This is a genomic window from Winogradskyella sp. 266wxhm, assembly GCF_058964685.1.
In genome coordinates this window covers 2,716,197-2,732,456 of record NZ_CM179559.1, presented here as the reverse complement: position 1 = coordinate 2,732,456, position 16,260 = coordinate 2,716,197, and the positions used below count along the sequence as shown (strand labels likewise).

Sequence of the window (16,260 nt, the reverse complement as noted above, 5' to 3'; positions counted from 1 at the left end):
TTAAAATTGAAAATAAATGAATGATCTATTAACTCCATCATCATAAAACAAGAGCATACTTAAAATTACTAATGCGTAAATAAGCAATCTTACCAATGGATACTTAAACTTGAAAGGATTACGTTCATCTTTTCTAATGAGATACTCGTAAACTGTAAACATTGCTATCAGAATATAGAAATCTAACATTCTATAACCCATAGGATGCACATAGCTTTCATAAGTAAAATTATTAATTATCTGATTAATGTAATCAAACGCATCACTTATGGATGGTGATCTAAAAAATATTCTAGAAAAGGTTACCAATAGAAATGTTATAATAACCTGTATAATTTCTTTAGGATTGGGTAGCCAAGTATTTTGTGCAATAACATTATCTGCATAGAGTCTATTTCTTCCCATTAAAAAAACAGGTATATATAATAAAGCGTGAATAGCTCCCCAAATGACAAACGTCCAATTAGCTCCATGCCATAGACCACTAACGAGAAATATTACTACTATATTTCGAACAGATTTTAGCTTACTCACTCTAGAACCTCCCATGGGAATGTAGAGATAGTGCCTAAACCAAGTGGATAACGATATGTGCCATCGTTGCCAATATTCTGCAATATTTCTAGAAAAGTTTGGAAATTTAAAGTTAGACATTAACTCTATCCCAAATAGCTTCGCTGTACCTATAGCAATATCTGTATAACCACTAAAATCTCCATAAACTTGAAAGCTAAACAAACACACACCTAAAATTAATGTTGAAGCAGGATAGTTGGAATAATTAGCAAAAATATCATCAACAATTGGTGCTAGAGAATCTGCAATTACTAGCTTTTTGAAAAAACCCCACAAAATAAGCTTTAAACCAGAAACTGCTTGTTCATACTTAAATACACGCTTATTATTAATTTGATTTAATAAATTAGAAGCTCGCTCTATAGGACCTGCAACCAATTGAGGAAAGAAAGCTACAAAGGCTGCAAAAGATATAAAGTTGTCGGTAGGCTTTAATTTTTTATAATAAATATCAAACGAATAAGACATGGTCTGAAACGTATAAAAAGAAATACCTACTGGAAGTATTATTCGTAATGTCCAAGTACTCTTTATCTCATAACCAAAAGCACTAAACATATCTATAAATGAATCTACAAAAAAGTTATAATATTTAAAAAAACCTAGTAAACCTACATTGCAGGCAACACTTAACCATAACCAATATTTAGCTTTCTTTTTGTCATTAAGATATTTATATATTTTTTGTCCTACATAAAAATCTAAAAAAGTACTAAATGCTATAAGAAACAAAAAACGCCAGTCCCACCAACCATAAAACACATAGCTTGCCACTATCACTAACAAGTTTTGAAACTTAAGATTCTTCTTAAATACAAACCAATATAGCATGTAGACTATAGGAAGGAATATTAAAAACTGAAGGGAATTAAATAACACTTTTTAAAAAATTTAATTAGTCGTTTATTGACGCTATCACAGATGTTTTACTTCCTGTAATTAAGTACTTTTTATTTTGATCTTGATATTTAAAGATCTTGAGGTCATTATAATTTTCTTCATACAAATACAAATACTCAAAAAGCATTAATCTTAGAGCTTGATTTTCACTTTTCTCATAATCAATAGCTATAAATTTACCTAACGCTTTTACATCTTCACAATCAATAAAACTATACTTAGCTTTCTCACTTTCCTCCTTTTGTTCTTTATGCTTTATTCTGTATGTAACTTTGTGTAGTCGGTCATTGAGTTTTTTGTCTCTTAGCTTTTGCTTAACATCATAAAAATGTTTAACCCACTTTGCTATAAATTTAGATTTTAAAGAAGAAGTGTCATAAAAAATATGGTATTCAAAATCATAGGTTTTTGTACACCATCTTGTTTTGTATTCGTAATAACCTTTTGAAAAATCAAAAGTTTTTATACCATTATCTATACACCATTCTATTAATTTCATAATAGTAACTGCTCCTAGGTGAAACTTAAAGTAGTCTATATCAAAAACCGTAACAGCATCAAATAAAATATCTTCAGAAAAAAAGCAAAGCGTAACACCTATTGGTTGGTCGTTATCATAAATAACGAAAAGTGATGCTTTTTTCTCTAAAATCAATGAATATGATACATCATGATAAAAAGCCCATTTTTCTGAGCCTAGAACATCATTTGTTATTTGTTTATCGTCAAAACGTTTAATTAAAAGCCTTTTAAAATGTTTGAAGATTGAATCATGTTCTGACTTAGTGATTTCACCACACCACATTTTGTATTTTATGTTAAAAGCAGTTTCTAAACGTCTTTTATATTTTCTGTTTTTATTCCTACTACTTTTACTAAAATTATGTTGCATATAGTCATCGAGACTACTATAATTTCCTGTTTCAATTAAAAAACCTGGATATTGTTTAGATTTTAGCAATCCTATATTAGGACCTAAATTTGAACTATTAACATTAAAATATGTTGGTACGTCATATATCAATAAAGTTTCACCATTGAGACAAGACTTGTTATTTAAAGCTAATGCATAGTCCATACCCTTAGTAAGCGTTTCACCAACATTTACATGAATAGGCCAGTTATTATGTTTTAGAAACTCGACATTAGATATACAATCAAAAGACTTAATTGAATCATTATTACTGTTAAAATGCTTTAACCAAATTGATTTGAAACTTTGTGATAAAAAGGGGTTTTCAAAAATCACTTTATAGCTTTTGATGTTATTAAATAATGCTTAAACAGATTAATTTCTTTTACTTAACCTAACTAAAATCGACAAAACCCTTTGATTCAAATAAAAAGAAGTCCAGAACACAAAGAAACCATTTTAAAAATATTATTGTCTTTAAAACTTAACAAAAACATCTTTAATTCTATTTCCTACACTCTAATATTTAGGGCTTTAACGTCAAAAATACGTAATATCAAAATTAAAATATTTTAGAGTCAAAAACTCAAAAAAAACACATTAATAGATTAAATAATCATTTTTTCAGTTGAACTTAAATTCTGAGAAACTTAGAAATTGTTTTAGTTTTACTTTATTAGTATATACTACGCAGATTAAGTAATTTTTCTAGGTATTCTATTATATATGCTAGACTATAGTGGTCAACTGTATCTTAAACGCCTCGCCTAAATACTAGAATTAATGCTTTAATTTTTTTCACCCCTTAAGCAATATCTCATCAGTATTGGGCTGGATTAGTTTTAATTGGAAATACATTTCCAATTGAAATTAATACAAAATCTTATAGTGTATATTGGATAACAGGAATAGTCTTATTTCTATTATTGATATTGCTTTTTAAAAGAGCAAAATAGCTTAACAAAAAAAGTCTTTCCAAAAAGGAAAGACTTTCTAAATATCTTAGTAAGAATTGCTATTATAAAGCAGCTACATGTTTAGTTAACTGAGACTTTAAGTTACCTGCTTTGTTAGAATGAATAATATTCTTCTTAGCTAACTTATCAACCATACTGATAACTGAAGGCAACATTTTCTGAGCTTCTTTAGCATCAGTAATCTCACGTAATTTTTTTATAGCGTTACGAGTAGTCTTGTGTTGGTATCTGTTTAACACACGCTTTTTATCGTTACTTCTAATTCTTTTTAAAGCTGACTTATGATTTGCCATTTTTATTCTTTCTTATTAAAAATTGTAGCCCGTAGGGGAATCGAACCCCTCTTACCAGGATGAAAACCTGGCGTCCTAGCCGATAGACGAACGGGCCATTTGGTTACTTATTTATTTAAATGAACCTACAACGTTTCCATTGCGGATGCAAAAATACAACTATTTTTAAATGTTGCAACAACAAATTAATTTTTTTTTAAAAAATTTTAATACGCCTTTGCAAAGAGCACTCGTTTAGTAGATGGTTTACCACTATAAACACAGTTACCTTCCTCTATTTTGCTGTCCATTGGTATACAACGTATGGTTGCTTTAGTAAGCTCTTTTATCTTTTGTTCCGTCTCTGCAGTACCATCCCAATGAGCAGAAATAAAACCTGTCTTAGTTTCTAATACGGTCTTGAAATCTTCAAAACTATCTACTTCAGTAATATGTGTATTTCTAAAATCTAGAGCTTTATTAAATAATTCATCTTGAATTTGAGATAAAAGATCCTTTATGGTCTCTGAAAGATTTGAAATTTCAACTATAGATTTTGTAAGTGTATCTCGTCTTGCTAATTCTACAGTTTCATTTTCTAAATCTTTAGGTCCAATAGCAATCCTTAGAGGCACACCTTGTAATTCATGCTGAGCAAACTTAGCTCCTGGTCTATGTGTTGTTCTATTATCAAACTTACAACTGATGTTTAGAGCTTTCAATTCGTTTATTATTGAATTTGCTTTTTCTGAAATTAAATCAAATTGTTCGTCATTCTTATATATAGGAACAATAACCACTTGAAATGGAGCTAGATTTGGTGGTAGTACTAAACCTTTATCATCACTATGTGTCATGATTAAAGCTCCCATTAATCGTGTTGAAACACCCCAAGAAGTTGCCCAAACATAATCTAACTTGCCTTCGTTATTAGTAAACTTAACATCAAACGCTTTAGCAAAATTCTGACCTAAAAAGTGTGATGTACCAGCCTGTAAAGCTTTTCCATCTTGCATAAGCGCTTCTATACAGTAAGTTTCTACGGCACCAGCAAAACGTTCGCTTTCTGTTTTCACTCCTTTAATCACAGGAATTGCCATAAAGTTCTCTGCAAAATCCGCGTAAACATTATTCATTTGTTCTGCTTCTTGTAGCGCTTCAGATTCTGTTGCATGAGCAGTATGTCCTTCTTGCCATAAAAACTCTGCTGTTCTTAAAAATAAACGCGTACGCATTTCCCATCTAACAACATTAGCCCACTGATTTATTAATATAGGTAAGTCTCTATAACTTTGAATCCAACCTTTATAGGTATTCCAAATTATAGCTTCACTTGTTGGTCTTACAACTAATTCTTCTTCGAGTTTAGCCTCTGGATCTACCCTTAACTTACCTTCATTATCAGGATCGTTTTGTAACCTGTAATGTGTCACAACAGCACATTCTTTAGCAAAACCTTCAGCGTTCTTTTCTTCAGCTTCAAAAAGACTTTTTGGTACAAATAATGGAAAATAGGCATTTTGATGACCTGTTTCTTTAAACATTCGGTCTAATTCAGCCTGCATTTTCTCCCAAATAGCATAGCCATAAGGTTTAATAACCATACATCCTCTAACAGCCGAATTTTCAGCTAAATCGGCCTTTACAACCAATTCATTATACCATTTGGAATAATCTTCTGCTCTACTTGTAAGATTTTTACTCATTTACCGTGTTTTGGCACAGATGTTGTGCTTATGTTAAATAAAAAAATAGTTCAGCAAAACTAACTATTTTTGTAATGTTCAACAATAAAATAAATGAGATATGCAATTTAATACTTTTTTAAATCAAAAATTGCCATTTTTTGTTGCACTTGGTCTAACGGCTGTGTTAACTTCATGTGGTTCCTTTCAATATGCAGGGTACGACAATGATGGTATATACTCTAGTGAAGAATACAATTACAACACTGAAGTAGAAGAACCAGTAGCCACGACTTCCACTAATGATTCTAATTATTATAAAAATTATTTTGCCGAAAACTCTGCCGAGATTGACGCTATAAATCAAGATGGTGAAATTTTCACTGACATTGATGGCTATGAAGGTAACTACACTGAACAAGATAGTACGCAACAGAGAGTTGCTTATGGAGGATGGGGACAAAACAATAGTTCAGTGACCATCAATTATATTGACAATGGCTGGTATGGCGGATGGTACGGCTGGAATGATCCTTGGTTATGGAACGGTAGTTATGCTTGGGGTTGGGGAAGACCTTGGGGATGGAATAACTGGCGTTGGAATTATGGTTGGGGATGGAATGACCCTTGGTTATATGGAGGTTATTACGGCTATGGTTGGAATAATTGGGGCTATTATGGTGGCTTTTACAATTACGGCTGGAACAATCCTTATTACAGAGGTTATAATAGATATGCTTACAGTACAGGAAGAAGAGGCTCACTACTTTACAACAATAACTTGAGCAGAAGCACAAGAAGCAATGCTGCTGTATCTAGAAGAGATTATTCTACTCGTAGATTATCAAATTCATCAAGACTATCTAGAAGTTCAAATTCAAGAAGTTTAAGATCTAGTTCTTCTACTATGAGAAGAAGTTCTTCTTCCACGTCAAGATCGAGTAGGATTACAAGACCAGCAACAAGCAGATCTTCTAGATCATCAACTATGAGATCTGGAGGTAGTACTAGATCTTCAGGCTCTGTAAGATCTTCTTCTTCAAGAAGTTCATCAAGGTCTTCAGGCAGTGTAAGATCTTCAGGCGGTTCTAGATCTTCTGGGTCATCATCAAGAGGAGGCTCTTCTGGCGGTAGCAGAAGGGGTGGAAGAGGATAAAAATTAATTTTCACATTAAAAAAATTACTTATGAAAAAATCACTTATGCTCTGCGTAGGGTTGCTAAGCACATCCTTAATTTTAGCACAAGACATTACTGATGCTGTTAGATATTCAAATGATGAAATTCAAGGTACAGCAAGATTTAAAGCTATGGGAGGTGCCTTTGGCGCTCTAGGTGGTGATATGTCTGCCGTTAATATCAATCCTGCTGGCTCTGCTATTTTTAACAATAGTCATGCCTCGTTATCATTAGGTGTGTTTAATGCCAATAATGATACCTATTATTTTGGAGGGACAAATTCTACCTCAGATACCAATATAGATTTAAATCAGCTTGGTGCTACATTTGTATTTAACAATACTGACATAAATTCACCTTGGAAAAAATTCACTTTAGGAGTTGCATATGATACTACATCTGACTTTGATGATGAGTGGTTTGCTAGTGGAGTAAACCCAGGAAACACTATCGGGAATTATTTTATGGATTATGTACAAGGACTTCGTTTGGATGAAATATCTGCTTTTCCAGGAGAAACAATATCTGAGGCTTATAATGAAATTGGAGCTTTTTACGGATATGGTAATCAACAAGCTTTTTTAGGTTACGAAGGCTACATTCTAAATCCTGCTGAAGATATAGATGAAAACACTGCATATTCCTCAAGTATTGACCTCAATGGCAATAATTTTAATCAAAGTTACGCTTATGCCTCTAGAGGTTACAATGGTAAATTAGCATTTAACTTTGCTACAAGTTATGGTGACAAGGTTTTCTTTGGATTAAATTTAAATTCTCATTTCATAAATTATGAACGTAGCACTTATTTCACGGAGTCAAACTCTAATGTTAACTCTACTGTTACTAATGTAAATTTTGAAAATAATTTACTTACAACAGGTAGTGGTTTTTCTTTTCAACTTGGAAGTATAGCTAAACTTACAGACGAATTAAGACTTGGTATATCATACAACTCACCTACTTGGTACAGAATTTCGGATGAGACATCTCAATATCTAGCTACAACTAGAATTGAAGGAGGTACAAATATGACCCAAATTGTTAATCCTAATGTTATTAATGTGTATGAGGAATACAAACTAAAAACACCTGGAAAACTCACTGGGAGTATAGCTTATGTTTTTGGGAAACAAGGTCTATTAAGCTTTGATTACTCACTGAAAGATTATAGTAATACAAAATTTAAACCTAGCTCTGATCTTTATTTTTCAGATTTAAATTATCAAATCAATAATACTTTAGGTTCTTCTATTTCATACGGATTAGGTGGTGAATACCGCTATAAAGCTTTAAGTTTTAGAGGTGGATACCGTTTTGAAGAAAGTCCTTACAAGGATGATTCATTTTATGGAGACCTTGATAGGTATTCTTTAGGCCTTGGTTATAGTTTTGGTAATTTTAATTTAGACTTAGCCTTTAGTCATTCTCAAAGAGATATTAACTATCAGTTGTATACTGTTGGCTTAACAGACTCTGCTGAAATAGCTTCAAAGTTTAATGATTTCATTTTAACATTCGCTTTTAATATCTAAAAAAATATTATTGAGTAGTACTAAAATAGGTTGACAATTTTTAATAAAATAGAAAAAAACCTGTGAAGCTAGTTTCACAGGTTTTTTTATTGTATATACAAACTAGGTGTTTTCACATTAAGGCTCAAATGCGGTCTTTGGTCTTTTACTGTTATAAGCTTCTATAGATTACTTGATGAACTTGTTTATAGGTTCTGTTCGTCTTTTTCAACTTGGAATACAACAGCTTGTTCAAAACCTAAGTTGTAATCACTTTGTATAAGTTTAGCCCTTGATTACGCTTTATCTCTCATAATAAGTCAACTTATTTTAGGACGGGACATTATAAATAAAAAAGCCAGAGTTAAAACTCTGGCTTTTTTTGCATATACTCTTACCTCTATCTCTTTAAAGTAAAATGGGCTTTAAATTCTTTAGGTTCGTTTGTTGTTGGTTCAACATATTCCACGGTGAACCAATAATCGCTACTCGGCATTAGGTTCCCATTAAAGGTACCGTCCCAACCAGATCCCGAAGGACTGATCTGCTTAATCAACTTCCCGTAGCGGTCAAATATATAAATTTTTGCGCTACTATCAATGTTGATAATGTTCCAAGTATCGTTATAACCATCATCGTTTGGTGTAAAGTACTTTGGATAGTCTATTATAGGAACCAATATTGTTGCCGTTCCACAACCCATCTTGTCTCTTGCTGTGACATAATGGTCACCTGGTGACACATTGCTAAACACACCGCTATCCTGCCAAGGTCCTCCGTCCATACTGTACTCGTACTCACTGATTCCTGTTGCCAATACCTCTATAACGTTATTATCTACAAAAGCTTGTGTCTGGGATATCAATTCCAAACTAGGTGGTGCACTTTCTATTACAATAGTACTATCGTTGTTAACACAGCCTGTTGCTATATTAACTACTATTACACTATAGGTACCTCCTCTGACCTGGCATCATGCTAGATCCGGTTTCACCTGCAATAACAGCACCCTCATAGCTCCACTCAAAGGTATACTCCGTGTCCGACAAGTAAGTGTCTATCACTAATGGATCTAATATCTCTGTTCCATTGGTATCGATACACAATGTATAGCTATCATCTAAATCAAACAGTGGTAACGGGTTTACCTGTAGGGTCAACGGTGCTACTGCATAACAAATTGAACTATCTTCTTGGTTATCGAACTCTCCATCATTGTTGAGGTCCACAAAGTCTGCAATACCATCTCCATTGGTATCTATCTCATTGATAAGACCATCACCTGTAGTGTCTGTAGCATCAGAGATGCCATCACCATTGATATCCACTAAGTCGTAGATACCATCATTATCAGTGTCGTAAGTATCCGGCGTTCCATCTCCATCAAAATCTAGTGCTTCGGTTAGTGCCGCTAAATCCAGATTTATAACACCTACTACCATAGTATTGTTGTCTACCCTTGCATAAATGATCTGAGGGTTTACGATGTTTTCGTAAAGCGTAGGTAACGGATTGATATTTAAGTTTGCATCAGCGGCGCTTGCGTAATAGCTTACAATGTAGCTATCTGCATCCTGACCGTCAAGTACAAAAGCATCTTGTGTAGATAGATCGAACTGCACACTATCATTACTAGGATCTCCATCGGTCTCCATATTGTCATCACACTCCTCGTACACTATATCTACCATATCCGAGTTAGCCTCTGCTCCTTCATGTACTTCCAAATAAAAACTCTGTGTACTGATAGAACAGCCTGTTACATTATTGGTAATGGTCACAAAGATCTGTTGTGGGCTACTAGTATTTGTATATGGACTTACTAAAGCGTTTATACCATCTTGTGCATCTACCAGACTTTCGTGATAGGTCACTATAAATTGTGATGGATCCTGACCATTCAGTACTTCATCGTTCTTACTCGTTAGATCAAAACTATCAATACCATCGGTATTAAGTTCACATTGTATAAAGTCCGTCACGGCTACTACTTCTGGTAATGGGTTCACACGGATGGTAAAGTCTACTATCGTAAAACAACCTGTTGCATCCTTGGTCACTCTTACATAGATCTCTTGCTCTGGTGTCTCTATATTCGTATATGCTGCTGGATCAGCTATCGCATCTGTTGCTGCGAAGGCATCATCATAGCTCTCATAATAAGTTGCCGTAACCCCATCTTCACTGTTTAATATCAGGTCTTCACGCTCTGTAAGATCAAAAGCTTCTACTCCGTCTCCTGTATTTACATCATCACATAGCTCTAGATCTGGCAGATCCTCACTTGGTGTTGGTGTTGGGTTTGGTAATACGCGTATCGTTAAAGTGGTATAGTCTACACACCCTGTATCCGTATCGGTTACAACAACGTAAAGGGTCTGTGGGTTTGCTACAGCTCCTCCTACAGAGGTATTGGTATACTGTGTAGGGTCAGCTATAACATTGTCCTGTAACAAGGCATCTGTAAAGGTCTCGTAATAGCTTACTGACCAACTTGCATTGCCGCCTGTGATCTCTGAATCTTTTACCGTTAGGTCAAATACCGTAACTTCATCCCCTTCTTCTCCAAAGTCATCACATAGGCTCAACTGGGTTGGCTGTACCGCTACTGGTGGCAGTTCTACTTGTAGATCGAACATGCCCGTATCCTGACAACCTGTGGTTGGATTATATAGTCTTACATAAATAGTCTGTGGATTGCTCGTGTTTGTATAGTTACCTACATTAATAATAGGATTGTTACCATTTTCTGCATCTGCCGCACTGGTATGATAGGTCAGTACAACTTCCGTTGGATCTTGTGTTCCCAAGATTTCATCATCCTTGGTTGTCAGGTCAAACTGTGCTATACCGTCATCATCACCATCACATATAATGTAAGGCTCTATATCCAATGGCACTTCAGGTGCTGGTAGCACAATTAGTTCCAAAGTGTTCAGTGTTAAACTGTAACAACCTGTTATAGTGTTCTCTGAACGCACATAAATCATCTGACTGTCCGGTACAATATTCGTATAAAGTCCTGTGATTGCATTATTGCCTTGATTCGCTTCTGCCAAGGTCTCATGGTAGGTAATTACAATATCATCCTCTCCGTTGGTGATCTCTACCGTACGGATCTCTAGATCGAACTCTGCAAAACCGTCATTGTCATCGTCACAGACCTCTATCGGTGTTGGATCTGGTTCTGGGGAAGGGATCGGGTTTACTCTTAAGGTTACCGTTACCGTATTATAACAACCCGTAACATCATTCTCTGCTCTTACAAATATGGTTTGTGCATTACTAGTATTTACATATGGGCTCGTAATCGGGCTTGTCTCATTCTCAGCATCTGCTTGATTCTCGTAATAGGTCAACGTTATACCAGTCTGACCGTTTAGGATTTCTGCATTAGCTTCTTCCAAAATAAAAGCTTCTTGCTCATCTCCTGGATTATTAACATCACAAAGCTCTAATGGTGATGGTGTTACCAGTACTGGCAATGGGTTAACGATAAGTTCTAAGGTTGTAAGCTTATAACAGCCCTCTACAGTTGACGTGTCCTCTACTCTCACCCATAGAATCTGAGTAAAAGCCTCTGTATTAGTATAAGCGTTAGGATTTCCTATTGGGTTGTTGCCCAATTCAGCATTGTTTTCATTCTCATAATAGCTGACAATATATTGTGCTGGGTCTTGCCCATTAAGAATTTCTTCGTTCTTCGTTGTTAAGTTGAAGATAGCAAAACCATCGGCAGAAATATCATCGCACACTTCCAATGGTGTTGGTGTTACCAACTGTGGTGTTGGCTCTACAATAAGTTGAAGTGCTACTATCGTGGCACAGTTTGTAGCTATCGTGGCACTTTCCACTCTTGCATAGAGCATCTGAGTATTGACAACTATATTGTTATAGGCCGTGGTATTTGTTATGGCATCTACGTTGTTCTCGGCGTTGACCAAAGTCTCATGGTAGCTTACCGTCAATCCCGATGCTCCTCCTGTAATCTCATTGTCAACAGTCGTCAAATCGAATACACCAAAACCATCGTTGTCCGGATCACAATAGCGTAACGGTTCTGGGTCAAAAGCCTCTGGTGCCTGTTGCACAATCAGTTCCATTGTTGTGGTATCGTAACAGCCTGTTGTGGTATCCTCTACAAGCACGATTATGATTTGGTTGTTACTGTTATTCGTGTAAAGTGTCGGCAATGGGTTTGTCTGTGTCTGAGCATCTCCCATGTTCTCATAATAGCTTACCGAATAATTAGGATTACCACCTGTGATCTCGGTATTCTTTACACTAAGATCCATCTCTGTGATACCATCTGGTGTACCGTCGTCACAGACCTCTAGTGGTGTTGGATCTATCAATGCTGGCAATGGGTTTACCACCAAGTCAAAGGTTGTACTGGATGTACAGCCTGTATTGGTATTGGTTAGTACAGCTATAATCTCTTGTGGGTTGCCTGTATTATTAGGATACAATGCTGTTATGGCATTGCCCGCATCTACATCGGCTTGGCTCTCATAGTATGCTACCGTAACGTTTACTTGTCCATTAAGGATCTCGGCGTCCTTGGTCGGTAGGTCGAAAAGCTCTATCTCGTCTCCTGGATTATCATAGTCACAAAGCTCATATGGTGTTACCGTTACCGTTGTTGGTATTGGGTTCACGATCAATTGAAGTGTTGTCGTTGCGTAACAGCCTGTTGTCGCATTTTCTATACGTACGTATATTTCTTGAGCATCTGGATCTGTATTGGTGAAATTACTTGGTAATGGTGCGTCACCTGTCTCTGCATCACCTGGATTGGCATGGTAGCTTACCACCATTCCTGTTTGTGCTCCAATCACTTCGGCGTCACGTAAGGTTAGATCGAACTCTGCAAAGCCGTCGTTATCGTCATCACAGACCTCTAATGGTGTCGTAGGGTTGGCTATCGGGTTTTCTAACACTTCCAGATTCAAAACCCCTACATTGTAACAGTTCGTTGTAGTGTTGACTAAACGCACATAGATGGTCTCGTCAGTTCCTATATAGCCGTCGAAGATCTCGTCGGTGTCCATATCCGCTCCTACTGGTGTACTATGGTAGGATAGCTCAACTCCTGTTTGGCCATTCAATAACTCATCAGTCTTAGTACTTAATGGGAAACTTACATAGTTATCCGTGTCGTCGTCACACACTTGTAATGGCGGAACGACAGTTATCTCTGGTAATGGATTTACCGTTAGCACAAAACTCGTAGTACCATAACAGTCTGGATAAGCTGGATCTTCTACCCTTACATAGATAGTCTCTTGGTCTGATCCTGTATAGTTACTCGGTAATGCCGATTGATTAGCTTCTGCATCTGCCTGGCTCGCGTGGAAACTCACAGTATATATTGCTGGGTCTTGACCTCCCAATATATCTGCCTCTTGACTGCTAAGGTCAAAATCCGCAACTCCATCGTTACTGATATCGTCACATAACTCCATACCTGCTGGCTCGTTGGCTATCGCTCTTGGATTCACTATAAGCTCGAAAAGCGGATTTACAGTCGCATTATAACAATCTGGGTCGTTGGCGTTCTCTACTCTTACGTAGATTGGCTCTGGGTTACCTCCATTGGTATAGAGATCAGGAAGCACTCCTGTTCCTGCATCCGCATCGGCAAAACTCAAGTGGTAGGTGACGTTGAAATCAGTCGATGGCTGAACACCCAAAATACCCAAGTCCTGTAAGCTCAAATCAAACTCCTCTACCCCATCATTACTATCGTCATCACATAACTCCAAATTAGCTACTGGATTAATCGTTGGTTGGTCTGTGACATTCAGCGTAAATGTTAGAATCTCATAACAATCAGATTCCAAGTACTCTACTCTAACATAAATAATTTCACCATCAGTTCCCGAGTAATTATCTGGATTAGGTATTTCACTTACATCATTTTCAGCATCAGCTAATGAGTTGTGATAAGTAACCTCCAAATCTGATGGATTAGTTGCATTAGCTGTAACTACAGAAGTATTTGAACTTAATTCAAAAATGTAAGGTGGCGCACCTTGGTCACATAAATATAAATTGTTTGGAACATCAGTAATTATTTCTGGTAAAACCTCTACCTGAACACTTTGTAAGTACTCACATCCAAAATCATCAGTAGCTGCATAGGTGTAGGTATAAACACCTGCATCAGGAGGAGAAACAGTAATTGTACTACCACTGGTATTTGTGATAGTTGGGTCATCTAACCATCCTTCATCAGTAATAACAGGTGTAAATGATAACTCTGGTGGTTGAATATTAGGATCAAAGTTTAAGAACCACTCAAATATATAACCATTATCTATTGATAAGTTATCTACAATTCTAATACACCAATCACCATTTAAAGGACTACCTACCAAACCATTAAAATCTTCATAAGGCAAATAAGATCCTGGAACCCAAGAATTGTTTGGTGGATTGGTTCCATTAATTTCTGTCGGTGCATTAGCCAATAATACTGAAGCACTCATAGTAAAACAATAGGTCTCACCTGTACCTGGTGTGTTAGAACCATCATCATTTGCACCACCAAAATAGGTTCCTCCACCAGCTTGATCGAATAATCTAATTTCTTGCCCATTTGGACTCTGAATAAATATATCTAAATCACCAGAATAAGAATGCTCCATATTAACACAAACCTCAACTAATTGATTAGGATCTGTTAACGTTTGTGATGAATCAAAACAATCTACTGTTATACAGGTTTCATATTGTGCACCCGATCCATCAGGTAAAAATGTTGTTCCACTGACTGGTGGTGTACAATCATTAACAAAAGGAACAGCCTCTACATAGCCTGTAATATCTGTACTTTCACCATAACATATAACACTTTCGACTGCAGCTGTTCCTGTAAAATCTGGATCTGTGGCAACCTGAATAACCTGATTTATAAGATTCGTATTAGGACAACCATCAGGATTAATAGATGTATTAGCATCTCTAATATTTAGATTTACTATATACACACCGGGTTCTGAATAAGAAAACACAGCAGTTTCTCCCTCTACAGTATTACCATCACCTAAGTCCCATTCATAAATAGCACCAGTACCATCAAATTCAAAATTGCCACTTCCTTCAAGTGTAATCTCTTCTCCAGTACAAACTCTTATATATCCATCACTATTTGGTGCAGGAGTGGCTACATCTATCTGTGAAGTAATTACTTGACAAGGTGTAATACATGAAATAGCTGCTGCCCAACCACTAGTATTTCCTGAATCATTAGAAACAAACTCTATTGTAATACAACCACTAGTATTTTCCTCTGTCGCCACTACTAAACCAGGGGATAGTGCACCAGAAAATTGACCAAAAGCTAGGTCAGGATCGTTAGTATCACCGTTATAAATAGTTATAATATCAGTATTAAGTTGAGTACTGAACTCTGTGAAATTTAGTTCTATTCTTTGACCTGGATCTTCTGGACAGATAGTCATTACAATATTTTCGTCATTTCCGTAATTACCGAACTCTCCTCCTGAGTCATATAAAACACCTCCACATTGATTGACTACTCCGTTAAACATGTCAACATCTTGCGCAAACAATACCGATGAAAACATTACTGAAATTAAAGCTAAAAAGCACTTCATTTTTGTGAAATTTTTCATTGATATTGAGATTTTATGATGATGTAATAATTAGTATTATCAACATGATAAATACTAGAACCCTGAGAGTTAAATGCAAAATTATATTTCAAAGGATTGAATTTTTTAGGATCGAAAGTTTTATCTCTTTCAATGTTTGAAACAAAACTGTTCAATAGCGGAATTTCTGATAAGTTTTTACACTGCTTTTTATCAGCTTCCTTTGTGATTAATTTTATAACCACTCTATTTCTTAAAATGTCTTTAATGTTTTTTAAACGAAAAGCATTACTGTAAACATACTTTTCAGCCTGATCACCATAAACTTCATCTATTTGTTGTCTCTCTTTAATAGTTAGAGGTAAATCTACGTTATCATCAAATTGAATAACTTTAAGAGGGATTTTTTTAACTGTTTGCTGCCCAGACAAACAAAAGGGTAAAAGTAAAAAAATTAAAATTGTAAAAAATTTTGTCATAGCTTAACCTGAATTTTAGAATTGCGAAAAATAAGAAAATTTTATAGAAACAACTGTTAATTCACCAGTGTTAATTGGTATTTTAACGGTTTTACTTATATAACAGTTAGAATTAAAAAACTCCTACCTTATCTAAACTATTTTATT

General features: G+C 35.5%; 9 protein-coding genes and 1 tRNA gene. 2 read left to right on the top strand and 8 right to left on the bottom strand.

The genetic code is table 11. The features are described from left to right. The 5 genes from AC2H4K_RS12215 to proS all read right to left on the bottom strand — a co-directional run bounded on the left by AC2H4K_RS12215 (position 1) and on the right by proS (position 5,344). Positions 1–1,455 (bottom strand): MBOAT family O-acyltransferase, encoded by a 1,455-nt coding sequence (locus AC2H4K_RS12215; protein WP_281140275.1) that lies wholly within the window; start codon positions 1,453–1,455, stop codon positions 1–3. A 16-nt stretch (positions 1,456–1,471) separates the two neighbouring features. After that, positions 1,472–2,725: a GNAT family N-acetyltransferase gene (locus AC2H4K_RS12210; RefSeq protein WP_281140276.1), complete on the bottom strand. Its 1,254-nt coding sequence runs from the start codon at positions 2,723–2,725 to the stop codon at positions 1,472–1,474. A gap of 682 nt (positions 2,726–3,407) precedes the next feature. After that, a complete protein-coding gene (gene rpsT, locus AC2H4K_RS12205) occupies positions 3,408–3,659 on the bottom strand; it encodes a 30S ribosomal protein S20 (protein ID WP_281140277.1) in 252 nt (83 codons plus the stop codon). 25 nt (positions 3,660–3,684) lie between these two features. Then, positions 3,685–3,756, bottom strand: a tRNA-Glu gene (locus AC2H4K_RS12200). Between the two features lie 109 nt (positions 3,757–3,865). Next, on the bottom strand, positions 3,866–5,344 hold the full coding sequence (proS, locus tag AC2H4K_RS12195) for a proline--tRNA ligase (RefSeq protein WP_281140278.1): 1,479 nt from the start codon (positions 5,342–5,344) through the stop codon (positions 3,866–3,868). 100 nt (positions 5,345–5,444) lie between these two features. Here proS and AC2H4K_RS12190 point away from each other — a divergent pair, with 100 nt between their 5' ends. Then, positions 5,445–6,479 carry a hypothetical protein gene (locus AC2H4K_RS12190; protein WP_281140279.1) on the top strand — a complete coding sequence of 345 codons (1,035 nt, stop codon included), beginning with the start codon at positions 5,445–5,447 and terminating at the stop codon, positions 6,477–6,479. 30 nt (positions 6,480–6,509) lie between these two features. Next, positions 6,510–8,036, top strand: a complete 1,527-nt coding sequence (locus AC2H4K_RS12185) for an OmpP1/FadL family transporter (RefSeq protein ID WP_281140280.1) — start codon at positions 6,510–6,512, stop codon at positions 8,034–8,036. Positions 8,037–8,415: 379 nt separating this feature from the next. Here the strand turns inward: AC2H4K_RS12185 and AC2H4K_RS12180 are convergent, their stop codons facing one another. The 3 genes from AC2H4K_RS12180 to AC2H4K_RS12170 form a co-directional block, all read right to left on the bottom strand. Continuing rightward, entirely contained in the window at positions 8,416–8,880 is a 465-nt protein-coding gene (locus tag AC2H4K_RS12180; protein ID WP_493742433.1) for a T9SS type B sorting domain-containing protein, read from the bottom strand. 82 nt (positions 8,881–8,962) lie between these two features. Then, on the bottom strand, positions 8,963–15,655 hold the full coding sequence (locus AC2H4K_RS12175; protein WP_493742432.1) for an FIDD domain-containing protein: 6,693 nt from the start codon (positions 15,653–15,655) through the stop codon (positions 8,963–8,965). Then, positions 15,652–16,113 carry a hypothetical protein gene (locus tag AC2H4K_RS12170; RefSeq protein ID WP_281141429.1) on the bottom strand — a complete coding sequence of 154 codons (462 nt, stop codon included), beginning with the start codon at positions 16,111–16,113 and terminating at the stop codon, positions 15,652–15,654. Before AC2H4K_RS12170 ends, AC2H4K_RS12175 begins: the two co-directional genes overlap by 4 nt. Positions 16,114–16,260 lie beyond the last annotated feature (147 nt).

Bases quoted from the DNA above. Each gene is read 5' to 3' on its own strand.
- rpsT (WP_281140277.1), bottom strand. From the start codon at position 3,659: ATGGCAAATCATAAGTCAGCTTTAAAAAGAATTAGAAGTAACGATAAA.
- AC2H4K_RS12170 (WP_281141429.1), bottom strand. From the start codon at position 16,113: ATGACAAAATTTTTTACAATTTTAATTTTTTTACTTTTACCCTTTTGT.
- AC2H4K_RS12190 (WP_281140279.1), top strand. From the start codon at position 5,445: ATGCAATTTAATACTTTTTTAAATCAAAAATTGCCATTTTTTGTTGCA.
- AC2H4K_RS12185 (WP_281140280.1), top strand. From the start codon at position 6,510: ATGAAAAAATCACTTATGCTCTGCGTAGGGTTGCTAAGCACATCCTTA.
- AC2H4K_RS12175 (WP_493742432.1), bottom strand. From the start codon at position 15,655: ATGAAAAATTTCACAAAAATGAAGTGCTTTTTAGCTTTAATTTCAGTA.
- proS (WP_281140278.1), bottom strand. From the start codon at position 5,344: ATGAGTAAAAATCTTACAAGTAGAGCAGAAGATTATTCCAAATGGTAT.